General features: G+C 63.1%; 28 protein-coding genes. 11 read left to right on the top strand and 17 right to left on the bottom strand.

From position 1 onward, the window contains the following. Positions 1–30: 30 nt before the first annotated feature. The 8 genes from tldD to coxB all read right to left on the bottom strand — a co-directional run bounded on the left by tldD (position 31) and on the right by coxB (position 7,706). The gene (gene tldD, locus ACZ9EJ_RS14155; RefSeq protein WP_046641051.1) at positions 31–1,446 is read right to left on the bottom strand and encodes a metalloprotease TldD; all 1,416 of its coding nucleotides are present in this window, start codon (positions 1,444–1,446) and stop codon (positions 31–33) included. 93 nt (positions 1,447–1,539) lie between these two features. Then, positions 1,540–2,310, bottom strand: coding sequence for an SURF1 family protein (locus ACZ9EJ_RS14150; RefSeq protein ID WP_046641050.1), 771 nt, complete (start codon positions 2,308–2,310; stop codon positions 1,540–1,542). A gap of 67 nt (positions 2,311–2,377) precedes the next feature. Then, the gene (locus tag ACZ9EJ_RS14145; RefSeq protein WP_046641049.1) at positions 2,378–3,253 is read right to left on the bottom strand and encodes a cytochrome c oxidase subunit 3; all 876 of its coding nucleotides are present in this window, start codon (positions 3,251–3,253) and stop codon (positions 2,378–2,380) included. A 51-nt stretch (positions 3,254–3,304) separates the two neighbouring features. Beyond that, positions 3,305–3,925, bottom strand: coding sequence for a cytochrome c oxidase assembly protein (locus ACZ9EJ_RS14140; RefSeq protein ID WP_046641048.1), 621 nt, complete (start codon positions 3,923–3,925; stop codon positions 3,305–3,307). Positions 3,926–3,934: 9 nt separating this feature from the next. After that, the gene (locus ACZ9EJ_RS14135) at positions 3,935–4,072 is read right to left on the bottom strand and encodes a hypothetical protein (RefSeq protein WP_046632702.1); all 138 of its coding nucleotides are present in this window, start codon (positions 4,070–4,072) and stop codon (positions 3,935–3,937) included. Beyond that, positions 4,072–5,028: a heme o synthase gene (locus tag ACZ9EJ_RS14130; protein ID WP_046641047.1), complete on the bottom strand. Its 957-nt coding sequence runs from the start codon at positions 5,026–5,028 to the stop codon at positions 4,072–4,074. The genes ACZ9EJ_RS14135 and ACZ9EJ_RS14130 overlap by 1 nt, the downstream gene beginning before the upstream one ends. Positions 5,029–5,096: 68 nt before the next feature. Beyond that, complete coding sequence (gene ctaD / locus ACZ9EJ_RS14125) at positions 5,097–6,803, bottom strand: cytochrome c oxidase subunit I (RefSeq protein WP_046632698.1); 1,707 nt, start codon at positions 6,801–6,803, stop codon at positions 5,097–5,099. Between the two features lie 18 nt (positions 6,804–6,821). Then, a complete protein-coding gene (gene coxB, locus ACZ9EJ_RS14120) occupies positions 6,822–7,706 on the bottom strand; it encodes a cytochrome c oxidase subunit II (RefSeq protein WP_046632696.1) in 885 nt (294 codons plus the stop codon). Between the two features lie 410 nt (positions 7,707–8,116). On the opposite strand from coxB, the gene ACZ9EJ_RS14115 reads away from it, so the two are divergent. From ACZ9EJ_RS14115 to ACZ9EJ_RS14085, 7 genes are all read left to right on the top strand, one after another. Next, complete coding sequence (locus tag ACZ9EJ_RS14115) at positions 8,117–8,767, top strand: invasion associated locus B family protein (protein ID WP_251089415.1); 651 nt, start codon at positions 8,117–8,119, stop codon at positions 8,765–8,767. Next, positions 8,679–9,002, top strand: coding sequence for a DUF1304 family protein (locus tag ACZ9EJ_RS14110; protein WP_255737094.1), 324 nt, complete (start codon positions 8,679–8,681; stop codon positions 9,000–9,002). Before ACZ9EJ_RS14115 ends, ACZ9EJ_RS14110 begins: the two co-directional genes overlap by 89 nt. Positions 9,003–9,006: 4 nt before the next feature. After that, positions 9,007–10,014, top strand: a complete 1,008-nt coding sequence (ispH, locus tag ACZ9EJ_RS14105; RefSeq protein WP_046641542.1) for a 4-hydroxy-3-methylbut-2-enyl diphosphate reductase — start codon at positions 9,007–9,009, stop codon at positions 10,012–10,014. A gap of 142 nt (positions 10,015–10,156) precedes the next feature. Continuing rightward, entirely contained in the window at positions 10,157–11,140 is a 984-nt protein-coding gene (locus tag ACZ9EJ_RS14100; protein ID WP_046641543.1) for a homoserine kinase, read from the top strand. Continuing rightward, entirely contained in the window at positions 11,137–11,577 is a 441-nt protein-coding gene (rnhA, locus tag ACZ9EJ_RS14095; protein ID WP_046641544.1) for a ribonuclease HI, read from the top strand. Before ACZ9EJ_RS14100 ends, rnhA begins: the two co-directional genes overlap by 4 nt. A gap of 15 nt (positions 11,578–11,592) precedes the next feature. Beyond that, positions 11,593–12,402, top strand: coding sequence for an endonuclease/exonuclease/phosphatase family protein (locus tag ACZ9EJ_RS14090; protein WP_251089414.1), 810 nt, complete (start codon positions 11,593–11,595; stop codon positions 12,400–12,402). 63 nt (positions 12,403–12,465) lie between these two features. Then, positions 12,466–12,774 carry a Dabb family protein gene (locus ACZ9EJ_RS14085; RefSeq protein ID WP_046631154.1) on the top strand — a complete coding sequence of 103 codons (309 nt, stop codon included), beginning with the start codon at positions 12,466–12,468 and terminating at the stop codon, positions 12,772–12,774. A gap of 42 nt (positions 12,775–12,816) precedes the next feature. Here ACZ9EJ_RS14085 and ACZ9EJ_RS14080 read toward each other — a convergent pair whose 3' ends face one another. The 6 genes from ACZ9EJ_RS14080 to ACZ9EJ_RS14055 all read right to left on the bottom strand — a co-directional run bounded on the left by ACZ9EJ_RS14080 (position 12,817) and on the right by ACZ9EJ_RS14055 (position 17,114). Beyond that, on the bottom strand, positions 12,817–13,716 hold the full coding sequence (locus tag ACZ9EJ_RS14080; RefSeq protein WP_046641545.1) for a metal ABC transporter substrate-binding protein: 900 nt from the start codon (positions 13,714–13,716) through the stop codon (positions 12,817–12,819). 16 nt (positions 13,717–13,732) lie between these two features. Further along, entirely contained in the window at positions 13,733–14,605 is an 873-nt protein-coding gene (locus ACZ9EJ_RS14075; RefSeq protein WP_046641546.1) for a metal ABC transporter permease, read from the bottom strand. Continuing rightward, positions 14,602–15,369: a metal ABC transporter ATP-binding protein gene (locus tag ACZ9EJ_RS14070; protein ID WP_046641547.1), complete on the bottom strand. Its 768-nt coding sequence runs from the start codon at positions 15,367–15,369 to the stop codon at positions 14,602–14,604. Before ACZ9EJ_RS14070 ends, ACZ9EJ_RS14075 begins: the two co-directional genes overlap by 4 nt. Continuing rightward, positions 15,366–15,488 carry a hypothetical protein gene (locus tag ACZ9EJ_RS14065; protein WP_255742873.1) on the bottom strand — a complete coding sequence of 41 codons (123 nt, stop codon included), beginning with the start codon at positions 15,486–15,488 and terminating at the stop codon, positions 15,366–15,368. The genes ACZ9EJ_RS14070 and ACZ9EJ_RS14065 overlap by 4 nt, the downstream gene beginning before the upstream one ends. Positions 15,489–15,631: 143 nt before the next feature. Continuing rightward, positions 15,632–16,117 (bottom strand): peroxiredoxin, encoded by a 486-nt coding sequence (locus ACZ9EJ_RS14060; RefSeq protein ID WP_046632673.1) that lies wholly within the window; start codon positions 16,115–16,117, stop codon positions 15,632–15,634. Between the two features lie 139 nt (positions 16,118–16,256). Continuing rightward, positions 16,257–17,114, bottom strand: coding sequence for a protein-disulfide reductase DsbD domain-containing protein (locus ACZ9EJ_RS14055; protein ID WP_255742874.1), 858 nt, complete (start codon positions 17,112–17,114; stop codon positions 16,257–16,259). Positions 17,115–17,276: 162 nt separating this feature from the next. Here ACZ9EJ_RS14055 and ACZ9EJ_RS14050 point away from each other — a divergent pair, with 162 nt between their 5' ends. The 3 genes from ACZ9EJ_RS14050 (at position 17,277) to ACZ9EJ_RS14040 (ending at position 19,330) form a co-directional block, all read left to right on the top strand. Further along, on the top strand, positions 17,277–17,882 hold the full coding sequence (locus ACZ9EJ_RS14050) for a YqgE/AlgH family protein (protein WP_046632669.1): 606 nt from the start codon (positions 17,277–17,279) through the stop codon (positions 17,880–17,882). 93 nt (positions 17,883–17,975) lie between these two features. Beyond that, positions 17,976–18,167 (top strand): CsbD family protein, encoded by a 192-nt coding sequence (locus ACZ9EJ_RS14045; protein ID WP_046607099.1) that lies wholly within the window; start codon positions 17,976–17,978, stop codon positions 18,165–18,167. A 92-nt stretch (positions 18,168–18,259) separates the two neighbouring features. Continuing rightward, positions 18,260–19,330 carry a zinc-binding metallopeptidase family protein gene (locus ACZ9EJ_RS14040; RefSeq protein ID WP_046641549.1) on the top strand — a complete coding sequence of 357 codons (1,071 nt, stop codon included), beginning with the start codon at positions 18,260–18,262 and terminating at the stop codon, positions 19,328–19,330. Positions 19,331–19,580: 250 nt separating this feature from the next. Here ACZ9EJ_RS14040 and ACZ9EJ_RS14035 read toward each other — a convergent pair whose 3' ends face one another. The 3 genes from ACZ9EJ_RS14035 to ACZ9EJ_RS14025 all read right to left on the bottom strand — a co-directional run bounded on the left by ACZ9EJ_RS14035 (position 19,581) and on the right by ACZ9EJ_RS14025 (position 21,870). After that, on the bottom strand, positions 19,581–20,735 hold the full coding sequence (locus tag ACZ9EJ_RS14035) for an acyl-CoA dehydrogenase family protein (RefSeq protein ID WP_046641550.1): 1,155 nt from the start codon (positions 20,733–20,735) through the stop codon (positions 19,581–19,583). A 193-nt stretch (positions 20,736–20,928) separates the two neighbouring features. Further along, a complete protein-coding gene (locus tag ACZ9EJ_RS14030; protein ID WP_046641551.1) occupies positions 20,929–21,378 on the bottom strand; it encodes a DUF1801 domain-containing protein in 450 nt (149 codons plus the stop codon). 21 nt (positions 21,379–21,399) lie between these two features. Then, complete coding sequence (locus ACZ9EJ_RS14025; RefSeq protein WP_046641552.1) at positions 21,400–21,870, bottom strand: DUF1801 domain-containing protein; 471 nt, start codon at positions 21,868–21,870, stop codon at positions 21,400–21,402. A gap of 168 nt (positions 21,871–22,038) precedes the next feature. Between ACZ9EJ_RS14025 and ACZ9EJ_RS14020 the strand changes: the two genes are divergently transcribed. After that, positions 22,039–22,743 (top strand): winged helix-turn-helix transcriptional regulator, encoded by a 705-nt coding sequence (locus ACZ9EJ_RS14020; protein ID WP_046641553.1) that lies wholly within the window; start codon positions 22,039–22,041, stop codon positions 22,741–22,743. Positions 22,744–22,745: the final 2 nt, after the last annotated feature.

Here is a 22,745-nt window from a genome sequence, read left to right as displayed (position 1 = left end):
CGTCTCTATCGCCAGGCAAATTGCTCCGCCTTACGCCTTCGTCCCACCCACCGTTACCTGGTCCATCCGCAGATGCGGCTGGCCGACGCCGACGGGGACCCATTGGCCGCCCTTGCCGCAATTGCCGATGCCGGTGTCGAGCTTCATGTCGTTGCCGACCATCGAAACGCGGCGCATCGCATCCGGGCCGTTGCCGATCAGCATGGCGCCCTTGATGGCCGGGCCAATTTTGCCATCCTCGATCATGTAGGCCTCGGTGCAGCCGAACACGAATTTTCCGGAGGTGATGTCGACCTGGCCGCCGCCGAAGGAGACGGCATAGATGCCCTTCTTCACCGAGGCGATGATCTCTTCCGGCGTTTTGTCGCCGCCGAGCATGTAGGTATTGGTCATCCGCGGCATCGGCGTATAGGCATAACCCTGGCGGCGGCCGTTGCCGGTCGGTGCGACGCCCATCAGCCGGGCGTTCTGGCGGTCCTGCATGTAGCCGACCAGCTTGCCATTCTCGATCAGCACGTTGTAGGCGGAAGGCGTGCCTTCGTCGTCTATGGTGAGCGAGCCGCGGCGGTTGTCGATCGTGCCGTCGTCGACGACCGTGACACCGGGAGCCGCGACCATCTCGCCGAGAAGCCCGGCGAAGGCAGAGGTCTTCTTTCGGTTGAAATCGCCTTCCAGCCCATGGCCGACCGCTTCGTGCAACATCACGCCCGGCCAGCCGGAGCCGAGCACGACATCCATCGTGCCGGCGGGTGCGTCTATGGCGGTGAGGTTGACGAGCGCCTGGCGCAGCGCCTCGTCGGCGCCGGTCTGCCAGTTGCCTTCCGTCACGAAATCGCCGAAGCCGATACGGCCGCCCGTGCCGAACGACCCGCTTTCCTGCCGGTCGCCGTCACCGACGACGACGGAAATGTTGATGCGGGTCATCGGGCGGATGTCCTGCACCCGGTGTCCGTCGGCGCGCAGGATATCGACCACCTGCCAGCTTGCCGAAACGGTGGCCGTCACCTGCCGCACCTTGTCGTCCTTGTTGCGCAGATAGGCGTCGATATCGGTGAGCAGCTTGACCTTCTCCTCGAAGCTGGGGCTGCCGATCGGGTTCTCGTCGCCGTAATATTTCTTGTTGGTGCGCTGGGGAGCGGCCGCGTAGGAACCGGAATAACCGGCGGTGACGGCCCGCACCGCATCCGAGGCGCGGGAGAGCGCTGCGGCCGAAAGCTCGCCCGCATGGGCATAACCGACCGCTTCGCCGGCGACCGAGCGCAGTCCGAACCCCTGGTCCGTGTTGAACGAGCCGCCCTTCAGGCGGCCGTTGTCGAAGGTCAGCGATTCCGCCTGGGCATGCTCCACGAAAAGCTCGCCGTCATCGGCGCCGGTAAGCGCCTCGGAGAGGATCGAGCGCAGCTTGGTCTCGTCGCAGTCGAAAAGGTTGAGAAGGTCGGTGTTCATGGGTGCTCCTTCGGCGCTGCCCTATGAAGACGCGCGCTCTGCTCCAACCGATGTAGGTCCGGGGAGGGACCGAAGCAAGCCTATCCTGCGGGCTCAGGCGCGTTTGCGGCGGAAGATCATGCCGATGACGACGGCAACGAGGGCCGCGGCAAGGCCGTACCAGGTCACGGCATATTGCAGATGGCTGTTCGGCAGGTCGAACTGGGTGACGCCGCCCTTGGGCCAGCCGCCCGGATTGACGATCGACCCATCGGCATCCACGAAGAACTGCACGACCTTCGACGCCTCGATACCGGTGGTCGAGGCCATGGCATCGAGATCCTTCCAGTAGAAGATGTTCTTGGCGAGATCGTTGTCCGGAACGATGGAGGAGGGCTTTTCCCCAAGCCGCACCCGCGCATATCCGGTGACGGTCTGCGGGCCGGCAACTTCGCCGGCGCTGCGGGTCTTCGGGTCCTTCATTTCATAGGGCACGAAACCGCGGTTGACGAACAGGATGCGCCCGTCGGCAAGCGTCAACGGGGTGTAGACGTAGAAGCCGGTCTGGCCGCCGAAGGTCGCGAAGAAATGTCGTTCCCTGGCGTGGTCGAACGTGCCGGTGACCGATACCCGGCGGTATTCGATATCGCCGCCGGATTTCCGGATCGCTTCGATGTCGGAAAGCAGGACGGGGGCCGCCGCCCGCCGCTGGGCGATATCGGCAAGCAGCCCTTCCTTCCAATGCAGCCGCTCCACCTGCCAGGTGCCGAGCGACAGCAGGATGGCGAGCGCCGCCAGCACCACGACCGCGGTCGCGACCAGCCGGCCACGGCCGCGGCCGGGCGTCTTATCCGATGCGGTTCGCGAGGGAGCCTTGGTTGCCATTCGTTCCAGTCCTCAAAAAGCAGAAGGGCGGCTTGTCGCCGCCCTCCCGGAATTCATGTCCCCTGGCTCAGTGGGCGAGCGGTGCGCCCCAGCCACCCCAGATGTAGATGGCGAAGAAGAGGAACAGCCATACCACGTCGACGAAGTGCCAGTACCAGGCGGCGGCTTCGAAGCCGAAATGCTTGGTGGGCGTGAAACCGCCGTTGACGGCGCGCAGCAGGCAGACAGCCAAGAAGATCGTGCCGACCAGCACGTGGAAACCGTGGAAGCCGGTCGCCATGAAGAAGGTCGCGCCGTAGATCGAGTTCGAGAAGGCGAACGGAGCGTGAATATACTCGTAAGCCTGGACGCAGGAGAACAGGATGCCGAGTGCTACGGTGAGCGCCAGACCGCTGATCAGGCCCTTGCGGTCGCCGTGCAGCAGCGCGTGGTGAGCCCAGGTGACGCAGGTGCCCGACAGAAGCAGGATGACCGTGTTGTAGATCGGCAGGTGCCAGGGATCGAGCACCTCGACGCCCTTCGGCGGCCACTGACCGCCGAGAAACTCGACGCGGGTCGCCTGGATCGCCTCGTTGGCATAGAGGCTGGCATCGAAAAAGGCCCAGAACCACGCGACGAAGAACATCACTTCGGAAGCGATGAACATGATCATGCCGTAGCGCAGGTGCAGCGAGACGACGCGGGTATGGGCGCCCGAATTGCCTTCCTTGATCGTGTCCGCCCACCAGCCGATCATCGTGTAGATGATGATCGCCAGGCCGATGTAGAAGATCCACGGTGTCGCAAGGTCCAGACCGAAGATATGGAACTGGCCGCCATGCAGATAACGCATGTAGCCTACGCCGCCGAAGGTCATGACGAAGGCGCCAAGTGAGGCCAGGATCGGCCACGGGCTCGGATCGATGATGTGGTAGTCGTGATTTTTCTGATGCGCGTCGGCCATGTCAGAATCCCCGGATGAATGCCTGCTTCGCCGGAAAACCGGCGAACCCTCTCAAAGTTTCCCTGTGCCCGTCTTCGGGGCGCCTGCCTTCGGGCCTTCCGGCAGAGCCGCGACCGGTTTGCCCGGCTCGCTCGGATAGAAGGTGTAGGACAGGGTGATCGTCTTGATGTTCTTGGTCTCTTGGGCCGTGGCGATCTCCGGGTCAACGAAGAACACCACCGGCATCTGGACCGACTGGCCGGGCTGCAGCGTCTGCTCGGTAAAGCAGAAGCACTCGACCTTGTTGAAATAGGCGCCCGCTTCCATCGGCGTCACGTTGAACACGGCACTGCCCGTGGTCGGCTTGGACGACCGGTTGGTTGCCGTGTATTCGATCTGCACGGTCTCCCCGATCTTCGGGTTGACCGACTTGGCGGGCTTGAACTCCCAGTTCAGGCCCGGCGAGATATTGGCGTCGAACGTCACCTGGATCGGCTTGTTCAGGATCTTGTCGGAATACTGCTCGACGCGCTGGGTCGTGCCGTTATAGCCGGTAACCTGGCAGAACAGGCGGTAGAGCGGCACGGACGCATAGGCGGCGCCGACCATGCCGGCCACAAAAACGGCGCAGCCGGCGAAGATCGCGCTGTTGCTGACGCGCTTTGCCTGACCGTTCTGATTGACGTCCGTCATCGCTCCACCCTAGTTCCCGACCCCGCCGATTTTCACCAGCGTCATGATGTAGAAGAGGACCACGAGCCCGGCGAGAACGATGCCGAGCGCGATGTTGCGGTTGCGGCGGGACTTTCTCTGGGCTTCGCTGAGCTTGATTGTTTCCATCACAGCAAACCTCCCACGAGGTGCGGCAGTCCCGCGAGCAGCCGGTCGGCCAGCAGCGCCGAGAAGATCGCAAAGAGATAAAAGATCGAATAGGCGAACATCTTCTTCGCCGGCATCATCTTCTCATCGCCGTCGGGCATGCGCCGGACGGCGATGGAACAGATCACGAAGATCGCGCCGAGCACGGCGGCAAAGACGCCGTAACCGAGGCCGGCAAGACCGGTGAAGGTGGGGGCGACCGCGATCACCGCGGTCAGCACCGCATAGACGATGATCTGGTTCTTGGTCGAGGCCTCGCCCGCGACATTCGGCATCATCGGCACGCCGACCGAGCCGTAATCGCGCATCTTGAAGAGCGCCAGCGCCCAGAAATGCGCCGGCGTCCACAGGAAGATGATGAGGAAAAGCAGGATGCTGTCGAGCGACACGCCGCCCGTGACGCAGGCCCAGCCGATCATCGGGGGAAAGGCGCCGGAGGCACCGCCGATGACGATGTTCTGCGGCGTCGAGCGCTTCAGCCACATCGTGTAGACGACGGCATAAAAGAAGATCGTGAAGGCAAGCAGGCCGGCCGAGAACCAGTTGACCGCCAGGCCGAGGATGACCACCGAGAAGACCGAGAGCGTCAGGCCGAAGGCGAGCGCTTCCTGGGGCAGGATGCGGCCGGCCGGGATCGGGCGTTTGGCGGTGCGGGTCATGACGGCATCGATATCGGCGTCATACCACATGTTCAGCGCCCCGGAGGCGCCGGCGCCGACCGCGATGCAGAGAATGGAAATCACGCCGAGGACCGGATTGATCTGACCGGGCGCGAGAATGAGGCCGGCGAATGCGGTGAAGACCACGAGCGACATCACCCGGGGCTTCAGGAGTTCGAAGAAATCGCGCGCACCCGCCTCCGAGAGGCGCAGGCCTCCATCGGTGCCGAGAGCGTCGTGATTGTCGATAACCGTCATTGAACCGTCCTGTCTGGCATTTCAGGGCATCGCGGCAGCCGCGATGCCCTTTTTCAAGGATCGAGCGCTTACTTGATGCGCGGCAGCTGTTCCCACTGGTGGTACGGCGGCGGCGAGGAAAGCTGCCATTCCAGCGTCGTCGCACCTTCGCCCCACGGATTGTCGCCGGCAACGCGCTTCTTGGAGAAGGCTTCCCAGACGCCGTAAAGGAAGATCAGAACGCCGACGAAGGAGATGTAGGAGCCGATGGAGGAAACGTAGTTCCAGCCGGCAAAAGCATCCGGATAGTCGATGTAACGGCGCGGCATGCCGGCGAGACCCAGGAAGTGCTGCGGGAAGAACACCAGGTTGACGCCGAGGAACATGACCCAGAAATGCGCTTTGCCGATCTTCTCGTTGTACATGTAGCCGAACATCTTCGGGAACCAGTAATACCAGGCCGCGAAGATGGCAAAGACGGCGCCGAGCGACAGAACGTAGTGGAAGTGGGCCACAACGTAATAGGTGTCATGCAGCGAACGGTCGAGGCCGGCATTGGCGAGCTGGACGCCCGTGACGCCGCCGACGGTGAACAGGAAGATGAAGCCGATCGCCCAGACCATCGGGGTCGAGAACGTCAGCGAACCGCCCCACATCGTCGCGATCCAGGAGAAGATCTTGATGCCGGTCGGAACCGCGATGACCATCGTCGCGAAGACGAAGTAACGCTGCGCATCGAGCGACATGCCGACCGTGTACATGTGGTGGGCCCAGACGATGAAGCCGACGGCGCCGATCGCGACCATGGCATAGGCCATGCCGAGATAACCGAAGACCGGCTTCTTCGAGAAGGTCGAGACGATGTGGCTGATGATGCCGAAGCCGGGCAGGATCAGGATGTAGACTTCCGGGTGGCCGAAGAACCAGAACAGGTGCTGGTAGAGGATCGGGTCACCGCCGCCTTCCGGCGAGAAGAAGGTCGTGCCGAAGTTGCGGTCGGTCAGAAGCATGGTGATGGCGCCCGCCAGAACCGGCAGCGACAGAAGCAGCAGGAAGGCGGTGACGAGAACGGCCCAGGCAAACAGCGGCATCTTGTGCAGCGTCATGCCCGGAGCGCGCATGTTCAGGATCGTGGTGATGAAGTTGATCGCACCGAGGATCGAGGACGCGCCGGCGACGTGCAGCGAGAAGATCGCCAGGTCGACGGCCGGACCCGGATGCCCCATGGTCGCAAGCGGCGGATACATGGTCCAGCCGCCGCCGACACCGTAAGCACCCGCCGGACCTTCGACGAACATCGACAGGAGGAGCAGCAGGAAGGCGGGGACGAGCAGCCAGAAGGAAATGTTGTTCAGGCGCGGGAAGGCCATGTCCGGCGCACCGATCATGATCGGCACCATCCAGTTGGCAAAACCGCCGATCATCGCCGGCATGACCATGAAGAAGATCATGATCAGCGCATGGCCGGTGGTGAACACGTTGAACATGTGCTTGCCGCCGTCGATCGCGGCGTCGCCCTGGAAGCCGTAGACCATCGAGGCCAGACCATGGAAGATCTGGATGCCCGGCTCCTGCAGTTCCATGCGCATGGCAACGGAGAGAAGGCCGCCCAGAATGCCCGCGATGATCGCGAAGATCAGGTAGAGCGTGCCGATGTCCTTGTGGTTGGTCGAAAACAGCCAACGCTGAGCAAAGGTCGGCGTGTGCGAGTGATCGTGATGATCGTCGTGAGCATGCGCATCATCATGAGAGGTGCGAGCATGAGCGTGATCGTCGTGAGCGGAATGTCCAGCCATTGTCCTCACTCCTCTGTATTACTTGGATTCATTTGCCGCGACGGCAAAATTGCCGGCAGGCTTGTCGACCGCAGCCACGAGAGCCTTGTAGGCGCCCGGCAGGTCGGTCGCAGCAGCTGCGAGCCAGGTCTTGTACTTGTCTTCCGAGACGACACGGATGGCGATCGGCATGTAAGCGTGATCCTTGCCGCACAGTTCGGAGCACTGGCCGTAATAGAGGCCTTCCTTCTCCGCCTTGAACCAGGTTTCGTTCAGGCGGCCCGGAACGGCATCGATCTTGACCCCGAAAGCCGGCATTGCGAAGGCGTGGATGACGTCGGACGGAGCAGCCGTCACCAGCACGCGCACGGTCTTGTTGACCGGGATGATCATTTCGTTGTCGACGGCGAGAAGACGCGGGTAGACGGCAGTATCGGTCTTACCGGCGGCGGCGCGGTCCTGTTCCTTCAGCATGAAGCTGTCGAAGGCCACCGGCGCCGGCGTGCCTTCATATTCATAGTTCCACTGCCACTGGGTGGCGGTGGCCTTGACCGTCATGTCCGAGTCCGGAATTTCGAGCTGGGCATTCAGGAGATTGAAGGAGGGAATGGCGAGGAAGAAGAGGATGAGAACCGGGCCAAGCGTCCAGATGATCTCGATCGCCGTATTGTGGCTGGTCCGCGATGGCACCGGATTGGCGCTGGCGCGGAACTTCACGACGACGACGACCAGCAGGGCCAGAACCAAAAGCGTGGTCGGCACGATGAACCACAGCGTATAGTGGTTGAACCAGCGGATCTGGTGCATGATCGGCGTTGCGGCCGCCTGGAAATCAATCTGCCACGGATGCGGCTGGTCCGCAAAACCTGCGGAAGCAAAGAGCAGACAGATGAGCGCCGTCATCACTGCAAAAGCCCTGTTCATCACTACATATCTCCCCATGCGTCTGATCTCGATCAAACCGAACGCAGAATCCAAGCTATATGGTCTGCTTCAATCACAGTTTGCCTGCCGCCGCAATATCTGGCGGGAAAAGCCCGTGCGGCATTTTTGCGCCTCGCGATAAGCCCGGAATCCCGCGATAATCAGGGGGTATAGCCCGCTTGTTCGACCATGCCGGGGTCGCATTTCAAAGGGCTTCCATACCTTCGACCACGTCATTATAGACCGCACGGCGGCCAAAATCCGGCGTTTTCTTGATAAAAGTGACGGCTGGGCCACGCGGCTTGACGGGTCCCACTTTCGCCGTACTCCACTGGAAAGAGGTCAGGGCTTTTCATTTCGTCCAGCGGACGCCAAGAATAGCCGCACTGATTCGTCTTCCAGAGGTTTCCATGGGTCGTCCCTCCCTGATCTGCGCCGGTCTAGCCGTGATGCTTGCAGCCGCCGTTTCGCTTCCCGCGTTCGCGCAGCAGCCGCAGCCCGGCCCGCGGCCCGCGGCACCCCAGTCGGCCCCCCAGCCGGCTCAGGGCGCCAAGCCGGGACCGCAGCCACCCCGGCCGGCGACGAACGGGGCGCAGGCCCAGCAGCCTTCCGGGCAGCAGGCGCAACCGCCGGGCAATGTGCGCGAGAACCATGGCGCATGGTCGATCATCTGCGATCGGCCGGCCGGCGCTTCCGCCGACCAGTGCGCGCTCATGCAGAACGTCATCGCCGAGGACCGGCCGGAAGTCGGCCTGTCGGTGGTGGTGTTGAAGACGGCCGACCGCAAGGCACGCATCCTGCGCATCCTCGCGCCGCTCGGCGTACTCCTGAAAGACGGCATGGAACTCTATGTCGACAACAACAATATCGGCCGCGCCTATTTCACCCGCTGCTTCTCCGAGGGCTGTTATGTGGAGGTGGAGATCGACGAGGAACTGATGCGCATCCTGCGCGCCGGTAAGGCTGCCGTCTTTGCCCTGCGCGAATCCGCGGATCAGGACCGGGTCGGCATTCCGATCGAGCTCACCGGCTTCGGCCCTGGCTACGACGCGCTTCCGTGATGGCATAAGAGACGATCGGAGCTCTGCAGGCCTTGCGGGCAGCGTCATTTCCCCTGCGTTTCGACGACATGGTGCGCGACGCGATCCCGCCTTCGCCTACCGATTGAAGCTCTTCTTTCTTGTGTGCGTGACCATTGCCGCTATATATGGCGCGTGGTCGGTCAAGCCGCGCATCCTGCTAATCCAGGGCGGTCCGGCCATTTTCGCTCTCGTGCTGACAGTCCTGGCGTCCTGATTTGATGGCATCATCCATACCTGAAAAAAGCCCGCTCAAGATCCGCCTCTGCGGCCCGCGCGGTTTCTGCGCCGGCGTCGACAGGGCGATCCAGATCGTCGTGCTGGCGCTGAAAGCCTATGGCGCGCCGGTCTATGTCCGCCACGAGATCGTCCACAACCGTTATGTGGTCGAGGGTCTCGAAGCCAAGGGCGCCGTTTTCGTCGAGGAACTGGACGAGATCCCGGCCGAACACCGCGAGCAGCCGGTTGTCTTCTCCGCCCATGGCGTACCGAAATCCGTGCCCGAGGATGCCGAGGCCCGCAATCTCTTTTATCTCGACGCGACCTGCCCGCTGGTTTCGAAAGTCCACAAGCAGGCGATGCGCCACCAGCGCCTCGGCCGCCATGTGGTGCTGATCGGCCATGCCGGCCATCCGGAAGTGATCGGCACGATGGGCCAGCTGCCGCCGGGGACGGTGTCGCTGATCGACACGATCGCCGACGCGGAAGCCTATGTCCCCGAAGATCCGGACAATCTCGGCTACGTTACCCAGACGACGCTCTCGGTGGACGACACGGCAGGCGTCATAGCGAAGCTGCAGGAGCGTTTCCCGAACCTCACGGCGCCGGCTGCGGACAGCATCTGCTACGCCACCACCAACCGCCAGGAAGCGGTCAAGCAGGCAGCGCCCGGCTGCGACCTCTTCATCGTCGTCGGTGCTCCGAATTCGTCGAATTCCAAGCGGCTTGTCGAAGTGGCGCTGAGGGCAGGGGCCAAGCGCTCGCTCCTGGTGCAGCGCGCCTCCGAATTGAACTGGGACGAGATCGGCCGCATCGGCACGCTCGGCCTTTCCGCCGGCGCCTCCGCCCCGGAGGTCATCGTCGACGAGATCATCGCCGCCTTCAAGGAGCGTTTCGAGGCCGAGATCGAACTGGCGATCACCGCGGAAGAAACCGAGAACTTCCTCGTCAACCGCGAGCTGCGCGGCGTGCCTTTGACGGTTGCGGACATGGCATGGGTGAATGGGTGATGAGCGGTCCGGCGGCGCCGGAAAAATCGATGGAATGGTTCGATTTCAGCTTCGAGCCCCCTGACCTCTAGCGAAGGGCCGGGCGAGCCGCTAGGAAAGCCCCATCACCAATCTGCGCGGCAGACTCAAGCGGGATGACACCTTGGCCGTTTACACCGATATCACCGAAGACGACCTGAAGCAGTTCCTGACCGAATACGATGTCGGCGAACTGACCTCCTACAAGGGGATTGCCGAAGGCGTCGAGAATTCGAACTTCCTGTTGCACACGACCCGCGATCCGCTGATCTTGACGCTTTACGAAAAGCGCACGGACGAGCGCGACCTGCCGTTTTTCCTCGGCCTGATGCAGCATCTGGCCGCCGGCGGCCTGTCCTGCCCGCTGCCCCTGCCGCGCAACGACGGAAGTCTCTACGGCACCCTGTCCGGCCGGCCCGCTGCCCTCATCTCCTTCCTCGAAGGCATGTGGCTGAGGAAGCCGGAGGCGAAACATTGCCGCGAGGTCGGCAAGGCGCTCGCCCGGATGCACCTCTCCGGCCAGGATTTCGAGCTGACGCGCCCGAACTCGCTTTCCGTCGAGGGCTGGAAGACGCTTTGGGAAAAGTCCGCCGCGCGCGCCGACGAGGTCGAGCCCGGCCTGCAGGACGAGATCTCCTCGGAACTTGATCACCTGGACCGGAACTGGCCGAAGGATTTGGCCGCCGGCGTCATCCATGCGGATCTCTTCCAGGACAACGTCTTCTTCCTGGGCGACGAACTGTCCGGCCTGATCGACTTCTATTTCGCCTGCAACGACTTGCTCGCCTATGACGTCTCGATCTGCCTGAATGCCTGGTGTTTCGAAAAGGACGGCGCCTACAATCTCACCAAGGGCCAGGCGCTGCTCGAAGGTTACCAGAGCGTCCGCCCGCTCGACGCGGGAGAGATCGAGGCCTTGCCGATCCTCGCCCGCGGCTCGGCGCTGCGCTTCTTCCTGACCAGGCTTTACGACTGGCTGACGACGCCGGCCGGCGCGCTGGTGGTCAAGAAAGACCCGCTCGAATATCTGCGCAAGCTGCGCTTCCACCGCCAAATCACGTCCGCCAGCGAATACGGGCTGGCCGAGGAAAGACTGTCCGCATCATGAAACAGGTAGAGATTTTCACCGACGGCGCCTGTTCCGGCAATCCCGGCCCGGGCGGCTGGGGCGCCATCCTGCGTTATGGCGACACGGAAAAGGAAATGTTCGGCGGCGAGGCGGAGACGACCAACAACCGCATGGAACTGATGGCCGCGATCACCGCGCTGAACGCGCTGAAAACCCCGTGCGAGGTCAACCTTCACACCGACAGCAAATATGTGATGGACGGCATTTCCAAATGGATCTTCGGCTGGAAGAAGAACGGCTGGAAGACCGCCGACAAGAAGCCGGTGAAGAATGCCGAGCTCTGGCAGCAGCTTGAGGAAGCGCGCAACAAGCACAAGGTGACGCTCCACTGGGTGAAGGGCCACGCCGGCCATCCGGAAAACGAGCGCGCCGACGAGCTTGCCCGCCTTGGGATGGCGCCGTTCAAGAAGAAGTAGGCGGAGCGCTGAGCGATGACCTTGCGCCTGATCTCTCTCAACGCCTGGGGCGGCCGCGTCCATGCGCCGCTGATGCAGTATCTCAAGGAGGCTGAGCCGGATGTGCTCTGCCTGCAGGAAGTTACCCGCACCCCGGATGCGGACGCCGACTGGCTGGCCTATCGCGACGGCGCCTTCGAACTGCCCCAGCGCGCCAGCCTCTATGAGGATGTGAGGGCGGTTCTGCCCGGCCATGAGGCGATGTATGCGCCGGTGGCCCGCGGCACGCTGTTCGAGGGTGAGCGGGAAGTCGCCTCCGAATTCGGCCTCGCCACCTTCGTGCGCGGCTCTTTCCCGATCATCGGCCAGCATCTCGGTTTCGTGCATGGGGAGTTTTCGGCCGACGGCTGGGGCGAGCATCCTCGCTCGCGCAATGCCCACGGCATCCGCATCCATCGCTACGATACCGGCTCGGCAGTGACGATCGTGCAGATGCACGGCTTGCGGGACCTTGCCGGCAAGGGCGATACGCCGGCCCGGCTGGCGCAGGCGCATGCTCTTGTCGCGCTGATCGAAAAGATCTGGCAGCCGGGCGAGGCGCTGGTCGTCTGCGGCGACCTCAACCTTCTGCCCGACAGCGAGACCTTCGCGATCCTTGGCAGGCTCGGCCTCACCGATCTCGTCACCACCTGCGGCTTCACCGATACCCGCACCTCCTGGTATCCGAAGGACGGCCGTTATGCGGACTACCTGCTGGTGACGCCGGGGGTGAAGGTCGAGAATTTCGACGTGGTCGCCGAGCCGGAAGTTTCCGACCACCGCGCGCTTCTTCTGGAAATCGCCTGAGCCGCTGTTGCGCTCCGAGCATCAGTCACTATTCTGCCGCCAACAACCCGTGGAGCTCCGCTCATGATCCTGCATTGCGTATTCGTTCGGTTCAAGGCCGCTATCCAGCAGGCCGACAAGCAGTCGATCTACGATGCGGTCGCCGCGCTGAAGGATGTCACGCCCGGCATCCTCGACGTGAAATTCGGCCAGAACGTTTCGCCGGAAGGCCTGAACGGCGGCTTTCTCGACGGTTTTATCGTGACCTTCGAAAACCCCGAGGCACGCGACGCCTATCTCGTCCATCCGGACCATATAGCTGTCGGCGACCGGATCATCGGCTCTGCGGACGGCGGTCTGTCGGGGCTCCTGGTCTTCGACATGGCGGTCTGAGGAAAGGCCGCGGGCGTTTGCCCGCAGCCTCCTCTTGCGGGATCAGCTCGATTTCGCCATCGCCGCGGCGATCTGGTCGACATTGTAGCGGAACATCTTTTCATAGGTCGGCGCCGGCCCCTTGGCGTCCGAGAGCGATTCGACATAAAGCTCGCCGCCCGGCTGGGCAGCCGTCGCCTTGGCGATCTGCTTCACCAGCCGCGGATCGTTGGAGTTTTCGAGGAAGTAGGTTTTTACCCCCTCCGCCTTGATCTGCTCGATCAGCTTGGCGACGCCGGCGGCTGAGGCTTCGGTTTCGGTCGAAAGGCCGAGCGGCGCCAAAAAGCTGACATTGTATTCGCGGCCGAAATACCCGAAGGCATCATGGCTGGTCAGCACCTTGCGGCGGTCGGCGGGTACCGCGTCGAACTTGGAATGCGCATAGGCATTCATCGCGTCGAGCTTCTGGAGATAGGCTTCGGCATTCGCCTTGAAGGCGCTCGCATCGGCCGGATCTGCCTCCGACAGCGCCTTTTCGATATTGGCGACCCAGACCTTGACGTTGACCGGGCTGTTCCAGACATGCGGATCGGTCACTGTCTTGCCGTCCTCGTCCATGGTGCGGGTGTTGACGCCTTGCGAGACCACGACCGGCTTGCCCTTGTAGCCCGAAGCGGTGATCAGCCGGTCCATCCAGCCTTCCAGGCCTTCGCCGCTGACGAAGGCCACCTGCGCCGCCTTGAGGTTCCGGGCGTCCGCCGGCGATGGCTCGAATTCATGGGGATCGCCGTTCGGGCCGACGAGGTTCGTCACCTTCACATGTTTGCCGCCCACCTGGGAGACGACGTCGCCGAGCACCGTGAAGGAGGCGACGACCTTGAGCGTGTCCGCGAAGGCCGGCACGGCGGAAAAGGCCATCAGGGCGGGAACGGCGGCGGAGAGAAACAGTCTGCGGGATATCATCGAGGTCTCCTTGAGGTCAGCCCGCGAGATGCGGGCGGGGGAAGAGCCGCCGGGCAAGGCCGGACGGTGCGAAAAGAATGGAAAGGCCGTAGATCACCGCCGCCGTCATGATGATCGTCGGGCCGGAGGCGAGTTCGAAATGATAGGAGGCGACCAGCCCGACATAGCCGGAGACGGCCGCCGTGGCGGCGGCAAGAGCGATCATCGCAGTCAGGCTGCGGCCCCAGAGCTGCGCTACCGCGGCCGGCAGCATCATCAGCCCGACCGCCATCAGCGTGCCGAGTGCCTGAAAGCTCGCGACCATGTTCAGCACCACGAGCAGCAGGAACAGCGCGTGATAGACCGGCCCGCGGCCGCCGACGGTGCGCAGGAAGCCCGGATCGAAACATTCCGCCACCAGCGGCCGGTAGACCAGGGCAAGGGCGATGAGCGTCACCGACGTGATCGAGCCGATGAGCGCGAGTGCGGGGCCGTCGATGGCAAGAATGGTGCCGAACAGCACATGCAGGAGATCGATATTGGACCCGCGCAGGGAGACGATCAGCACGCCCAGGGCCAGCGAGGTCAGGTAGAAGCTTGCGAAGCTCGCGTCTTCCTGCAGCACGGTGGCCCGGCTGACGACGCCGGAAAGCAGAGCCACCGAAAGACCCGCCACGAGCCCGCCGATCCCCATCGCGGTCAGCGACAGCGATCCGGCGACGAGATAGCCGATCGCCGCACCCGGCAGCACCGCATGGCTCATCGCATCGCCCATCAGGCTCATGCGCCGCAGCATGAGGAAGACGCCGATCGGTCCGGAGCCGAGCGCCAGGCACAGGCAGGCGACCAGCGCCCGGCGCATGAAGCCGTAATCGGCAAACGGCGCGATCAGCAGATCGTAGGCGCTCATGCGACAACCCCGTTGCTCGAGGCCTTTCCGCTCGGGCTCTCGCAAATCCCTGCGCCGTCGTCCCACCGCTCCGCCATCATCCGCGCCTTGAGCAGATTGGCGGGCGACATCACCTCCGCCGTCGGCCCCCAGGCGATGCATTCGCGGGCCAGAAGCAGGGTCTCGGGAAAATGCGTCCGCACCTGTTCGATGTCGTGCAGCACGGCGATCACGGTGCGGCCCTCGCCATGCCAGTGCGCGACGATGTCGAGCAGGTCCTGTGTCGTGCGCGCGTCGATCGCCGTAAAGGGTTCGTCGAGCAGGATGACCTTGGCATCCTGAAGCAGAAGGCGCGCAAACAGCACCCGCTGGAACTGCCCGGCCGAAAGCGAGCCGATCGGCCGTCGTTCGAACCCGCCGAGACCGACGGCGGCGAGCGTCCCGGCCGCTCGGGCATGCTCCTTCGCTCCGTTCGCCCTGAAGGCGCCCGTATGCCGCCAGGCGCCGAGCAGCACCGTATCGAGGACCGAGATCGGGAAACGCCGGTTGATATCGGCCGCCTGCGGCAGGTAGCCGAAATCGCTGCGGACGAGCCGATGCTGCAGCCGCCCTTCCGCCGGCCTTAACTCCCCCATGATCGCCTTCATCAGCGTCGATTTGCCGGCCCCGTTCGGCCCGGCAATCGCAGTCAGGCTGCCGGCCCGGAAGAAACCCGATACGTGATGGACGGCGGCATGACGGTCGTAGGTGACCGTGAGGTTATCGAGCGTGAGGAGGGCGCTCACGGAAGCATCACCGCCCAGGCGATTGCCAGCCACAGCAGGCCGAGAAGCAACGCGACGTAGACGAGGCGGCCAAGAGCCGAACGGCCGATCAAGCCAGGGGAGGGGTGTGCATGTGCCATTCGGTCCGCCCTTTACGTAATAACATTACAGTTATGTTATAACGAGTATGGCGGAAAGAAGGCGGAGTCAAAACGCGATAAGGGACGTAAAACAAAAAAGGGCGCCACCCGGCGCCCTTTTCAAACCAGATGCAAACTCGGCCTCAGAGCTGTTCCAGCATCGCGGCGGCACCGGAGACGGTGGCCTGGCCGGGGCTCTCCTCGACGTTGAGCGACTTCACGACACCGTTTTCGACCAGCATCGAATAACGCTTCGAGCGCACGCCGAGGCCGCCGGCGGAAAGGTCGGCATCGAGGCCGAGCGCCTTGGTGAAGGCGCCGTCCCAGTCGGCCAGAAAGTGGATCTTGCCGAGGCCGCCGGTCTGGGTCGCCCAAGCGCCCATCACGTGCCAGTCGTTGACGGCGAGAACGGCAATGTCATCGACTCCCTTGGAAAGGATCGCGTCGCGGTTTTCGAGATAGCCCGGCAGGTGGTTCAGCGTGCAGGTGGGCGTAAACGCGCCCGGCACGGCGAAAAGCACGACCTTCTTGCCGTCGAAAAGCTGTTCGGTGGTGATCTCCACCGGACCGTCCGCGGTCTTTTCCTTGAACTTGGCTGTGGGAAGTTTATCGCCGATGGCAATCGTCATGGTGCTCTCCTCGGTTGGGCGAGCGCTTGTTTCAGGCCCGCCATTCGCGGCGCACTATAGAGCGCGCTTGGCGCAAGACAAGGGAAAGGCCGCAATGCAACAGGCCGCCGGAGGCAGGTCCGATCAACAGGACGTGACGTCAGTCGAACGCGAGCGAGGTTTCCATGGCCCGGTTGCCGGCGATCACCAGGATGCCCCAGCGCTTGCCCTTGATGTCGTAATTTTTCGGCAATTTGCCGACCGGCATGTCAAGCGCGTAGGCGTCGCCGTCGCGCCGTCCGTTGACGCCGTCGAAGAGCACATGGCCCTGCGGACCGGTGACGATCACCTGCGGCGGTGCCGAGGCCTCGGGCGGCAGTTTCAGCTTCAGGGCCAGCTTGTCGCGCCCCTGCGTCATCGCGTAGGAGGTGACGGCGAAGTCCTCCGAGGGCGGTTCCGGCAGCGTCGAGGCCGCCGCGTTGAGGATCATCGCCTCTTCGACCGGTGTGCCCCTGGTGGCGCCGAGCTGCAGCGAGAATTCCGCCTGGAACGGAATGCAGATATTGCGGCAAAGGCCGACGAAGGCGGAAGCGCCGAGGTTCAGCGGCTTGCCGGGATCTTCCATCTTGAGCTCGAAGGGCAGGGTGACCGCATGGTCGTAGCCGATGTCACGCAGCTTGCCGTTGTCGATCCGTTTCGGCACGGGATAGCTCATGCTGTTCAGCGTCACGCCGCTTGCCTTGGAAAACACCATCTGCGGCGGAATGCCGGCATCGCCCGGCTCCTTCCAATAGGTGATCCAGCCGGCCTTCGGTTCGATCTGCAGCGCGCCGCGCACCGTACCGTCGGGCTCGGGCGGCATCGCCACCACCCGCATCCGGCCACCCTCGTTGCTCGCCCAGGGCGTGGTCTCGGCGCAACTCATCGAGGCAATGCCCAGAACTGCGCCTGCAGTAATGCAGGCGGCGAGCGCCATGGGCGCGCGAGACGGGATGCTGATCGGCGAAATTCTCTTCATCGACCAAGCGTTTAACCGATTGGCCTTGCCCGAACCAGTCACGAGCCCGCGCGGACTGATCATTTTCGGTTGATTGATCGGGGCGACTGGCCCATCTTGATGGAATTGCAATTGACGCTCTCCTGCCCGTTTGGCCGGGCCGGAAGGCAGGCTGGAGGCATCATGTCTTTCTCGACCCTCGGGGACAAGAGTGAACGGGGCTTCCTGGACGGACAGTTCCTGATTGCCATGCCGGGCATGCAGGACAGCAATTTCACGCGCGCCGTCGTTTATATCTGTGCCCATTCGCCGGCCGGCGCGATGGGCTTCATCATCAACCGCGCGCAGCAGATCTCATTCACGGACGTTCTCCTCCACCTGAAGATCATGGATCAGGCCGATGCGATCATGCTGCCGGGGCAGACCCGTGATCTGCCGATCCTGTCCGGCGGTCCGGTCGAGACCGGCCGCGGTTTCGTGCTGCATTCGGACGATTTCGTCAGCGAGTCCTCCATTCCGGTGAGTGACGACATCTCGCTGACCGCCACGCTCGATATCATCCGCGCCATCTGCGACGGGCGGGGACCGTCGCGTGCCACGATGTTGCTCGGTTACGCCGGCTGGGGCGCCGGCCAGCTGGAACTCGAGATCGCCAACAACGGCTGGCTGAATTGCCCTGCCAGCGATGCGCTGATCTTCGACCGGGCGCTGGAAGGCAAGTACGAACGCGCCCTGGCACTCCTCGGCGTCAGCCCGGAAATGCTCTCCAGCGAAGCCGGCCACGCCTGATCGTTCAATTTTAAAAGATTTCAGGAACGAAGCCTCCGGCTCGGAGTTCTTTTCCCAGCAGGACGATGGGCGTCCTCACCGAGGAGAAGCACGATGGGCAGCACCAGTGACAAGATGGCCGGCAAGGCCAACGAAATGGCCGGCAAGGTCAAGCAGGCCGCCGGCGACATGACCGACAACCCGAAGCTCAAGGCAAAGGGTGCGGGCCAGGAAGCCAAGGGCCATGCGCAGCAGGCCAAGGGCAAGGTCAAGGATGCGGTGAAGGGTGTTGTCGACCGCATGTAACAGTTGCTCTACAAGCTTAGAATGCGAACCTGTTCCGGCTCCGGCCGGAGCAGGTTTTCTGTATCCGCCCCTTTGAAACTGACGGACCTTCCATGCGCCTCTACGACTGCGATCATTGCGGCCAGACCATCCATTTCGACAATCGGTCCTGCGTGAACTGTGGCCACCGGCTGGCTTTCGTGCCGGAGCATATGGCCATGCATGCGCTCGCGCAGGACGAAGGGGGAGAGGGCACCTGGCATCTCGTCGCCCGGCCGGACTATAGGGTGCGCCACTGTGCCAATGCCGCGATGGACATCTGCAACTGGACGGTCAGCGCGGACGATCCCCATCCTTTCTGCCCCGCGTGCCGGCACAACCGATTGGTTCCCGATGCCTCGACCGAGGTCGGCCTCAGCCAGTGGCGGCGCATCAGCCAGGCGCAGCGGCATCTCTTTTACTCGCTGATGCGCTGGAACCTGCCGCACACCAACCGTGACGAGGATCCGCAGGGCGGCCTCGTTTTTGATTTCCTGATCGACGGGGTTCAGCCGGACGGCACCATCGTGCCGGCCATGACCGGACACGAGGACGGCCTGATCGCGATCCGCGCCGCCGAAGCCGACGATGCGACCCGCGAACAGGTGCGCGTCTCGATGAACGAGCCCTACCGCACCATGCTCGGGCATTTTCGCCATGAAACAGGTCACTATATCTGGGACAAGCTGGTGCGAGACGGCGGCAGGCTGGAGGAGTTCCGCGCCATCTTCGGCGACGAGACGATCGACTACGGCGCGGCGCTGCAGAGAAATTACGAACAGGGCCCGCCGTCCGGCTGGCAGGATTTCTATATCAGCACCTATGCCAGCACCCACCCGTGGGAAGATTTCGCCGAGTCCTTCGCCCATTACCTGCATATCGTCGATACGCTGGAGACCGCCCGCGCCTATGGCATGGTGATCGAACCGCGCGGCCATGCGGAAATGGCGGCGGAAGTGGCCTTCAACCCTTATGCGGCGCGTGATGCGGAACAGCTCGTTTCGGCCTGGGTGCCGTTCAGCATGGCGCTCAACAGCATCCACCGCTCGATGGGCCAGCCGGACCTCTACCCCTTCGTCCTCTCGCAGGCCGTCATGGTCAAGCTGGAATATATCCACCGGCTTATCCAGGCGCAGAGGGGATAAAAACTCCCGCTGAAAAAAGAAAACCCGCCTTTCGGTGGATCGAAAGGCGGGAAGTAGTTTATGGGGCGCATTCAGAGACCCCTGGGAATTAGGGGGCAAGATCACGATTTCGTCAACTGAAAAATATGCGTTTTCATATTTTCACAGATGCTACTTTGCGTTGAAATCGCTCTCCTGATGGTGTATTCCGGCGCAGGAATACACCCTATGATAGTTTTTTTTGGGCGTCGCCACCTCACGTTTTTGTTTCTCAAAAGGTCCTGAGCGTATCGAGACCCAGGGCGATACGGCCGGAAAATTCCTGCTGCGGTCCTGTCCTCATGGGGTGGTAACGGGCGCCCTGAATGTCGCGGAAGCGGCGTTCGAGGCCCTTGTCCCGGTAGAACGCTGCGCCGCCTGCTGTCTCCATGGCGAGTTCCGTCGCGGCGATCGCGTGGCGGGCGACCAGCGAGCGGCCGATCATGATCTCGTTGGTCGTGGCCGGCGAAGGTTCGCCGCGCTCGGCCGCAGCAATCATGCCGGCATGGGCGTATTGCGCCGCCTTAAGTTCGGTCTCCATCCGCCCGGCAAGATCGATAACATGGGCGTTCGGCTCCTTCCGCTTCGCCATCTCGATCGCGATATCGCGCGCGCTTTCGGCAACGCCAAGATAGGCCGAGTAGATCAGTGGGAAGGCGATCATCGAGATGATGTGGAACAGCATGTGCCATTCGCCCTGGTTGCGCTTCAGCGCGACCGCCTCTTCCGGCACCACATGGCCCTCGATCATCACGTCGTTCGAGCCCGTGCCGCGCATCCCCATCACCTTCCAGGTGTCGAGAACTTTGACATGCGGCGATTTCATCGGCAGGCCGAAATGCAGGACCTTGGGCCCGTCCGGTTCGTCGAGCACCGCGCCGGTCATCAGGATGTCGCCGATCGGCGAGCCGGAGGTGAAGATCTTGCGTCCGGTGATCCGGTAACCGCCATCGACCTTCTCGGCCTTGCCCGATCCTTCGATCCAGTCCGAGCCGCCGCTCGAAAGCAGGATGATCCGTTCCGCTGCCACGCGTTTGAGAAGCGGCATCACCGGTGCCGCCTTCTGATGCGTCCAGCGCCAGGCGGGGATCGCCACCTGATGCGTGTGCATCGAAAAGGCGAGCGCCGTTGAGCCGCAATGGTGCGCGAGTTCCCGGATCATGTCGCAGAGTTCGCGAACCTCGGCGCCGCCGCCGCCGAGATCGGCGGGGACGCCAGCCTCGATCAGGCCGGAATGGCGCAGGTCGCGATAGTTGTCGGCAACGAAGGCATCGCCGCCGTCGGCGTCGGCGGCGCGTGCGGCAAAGGCCGGCCCGAGCGATCTGGCAATGCCGATCGCATTCGGATGGACGGTGTGGGCGGGTTTGAGTTCGGTTGCTGCAGTCATGTCTATTCTCCTCCCATTTGTCGAGAATGGGCGGAGTGTTGGCCGCCCGGCGAGCAGCCGCAAGTACAGGAAATGGACTAGCCCCCGCCGGACATGAATCGGTGTCCCCGCGGCGCCGGGGATGATCGGGGCGGATCCGGTAACCCGTGGCCCTGGTCATGGCATTGAAAAGCCGGCCGTTTGGCGATGCTTTTCAGGAGCTTCTCGGGTTCTTCCGGGAGCGGGCGGGGCGGGCGGCATTCAGCGCCACGGCGGCGCGAATGAATGCCTTCAGCGCCTCCTCATCGATCTTGTCGCCCGCGTGAAAATCGATGGCGCGCCGGGTGTTTCCGTCGAGGCTGGAGTTGAAGAGGCCGGAAGGATCCTCCAGCGAAGCCCCTTTGGCAAAGGTCAGTTTCACGGCTGCCTTATAGGTTTCGCCGGTGCAGATGATCCCCGAGTGCTCCCAGACCGGCACCCCTCGCCATTTCCATTCCTCGATCACGTCGGGATCGGCCTGCTTGATCAGGATCCGCACCCGGGCGAGCGTCTCTCCCCGCCAGTCGCCAAGTTCGCGGATCCTCGCATCGATCAACTGCGCCGGAGAGAGGTCTTTGTCCGAAATGCTTGTCGTCGTTTCCATGGTCGCCATCGCTTTCTTCATGCTGTCGCCGTTCGCCCGCCGCTACATCCGTTCGCCGGGCAACTGGCTGGCCTGCTTCACCCAGTCGGCGAGCAGTTTCTCGTCGAGTTGGTCTCCCTCATGGATATGGAAGTAGCGCGTCTGCGGGGTTTTGGATGTGCCGGGAGGAACTGGATTGAGCGAGGTGCCGCGGAAGAAGGCCAGCTTGATGTAGTTCGTGAAGCAATGGACGCTGAGGAACCAGCCGTCACCCTCGATGCCGTAGAGCGGCGAATTCCATTTGACCCCCTTGTAGACGTTGGGAACGGTGCTGGTGACAAGTGCGTCGAGACGGCGCCCGACATCGCGTTTCCAGCCCGGCATGGCCGCGATATAGGCCTGCACGGGTGCGTCACCGTAACCCTTGGGGATCTGCGGGTTGCCACCCGAAAGGAGCGCCGGCTCCGCCGCAACGCGGCCGGCGGGTGCCGACTCGGCAACCTTCCCGGATTTCCTGGAAGTCTTTCCAACCATTCGGTTCGCTCCTATCCGCTGGTGCGTTGCCCGCTGCAATGAAATTCGCAACGACCGTCGCCGTCAATCCGGAACTGCTCCGAGGTCAAATCAATAGTACATAAGGCGGACTTGGTCGGTTTCCGGAACGGGACTATCTTGCCGCGGGGCATGCCGAGGAGGTTGGTGATGTTGGAAGTGACCGCGAGCTACGGGCAGTTCTGCCCGGTGGCGATGGCGGCGGAGATATTCTGCACCCGCTGGACGCCGCTCGTCCTCCGCGAGCTTCTGTGCGGCAGCTGCCGTTTCAACGACCTCCGCCGCGGCGTGCCACGCATGTCGCCGACCCTGCTTTCGAAACGGCTGAAGGAACTGGTCCAGGCCGGCATCGTCGAAAACCGCAAGGCGGCCGATGGGGTGATGGAATATCACCTGACGCCGGCCGGCGAGGATCTGCGCGAGGTGGTGATGACCCTCGGCTTCTGGGGTCAGCATTGGGTCGAGACCCAGCATTCGCTTCAGAAACTCGATCCGTCGCTGCTGATGTGGGACATGCGCCGCCATCTCGATCCGACCCCGATGCCGTCCCGGCGCTGCACCGTCATGTTTTTATATCCCGAGCGGCCCCCGGCGCAGCAACGCTACTGGCTGGTCGTCGATGGCCGCGACGTCGATGTCTGCTCGACCGATCCCGGCTTCGAGATCGACCTATACGTCACCAGTTCGCTCCGGACGATGACCGCCATCTGGATGGGCATTGCGACCGTGCGGACCGAAATGGCGCAGGGAAGGCTGGAGCTTGACGGCGATCCGGAAATGGCAAGCTCGATGCAGCAATGGCTGGGCCTCAGCCCTTTCGCTCGCGAGCGTCCGAGAGCGGGCAAGGCCGCTTGAGA

Source organism: Neorhizobium sp. USDA 3394 (assembly GCF_056280385.1).
This window is presented reverse-complemented; position numbering and strand designations above follow the sequence as displayed.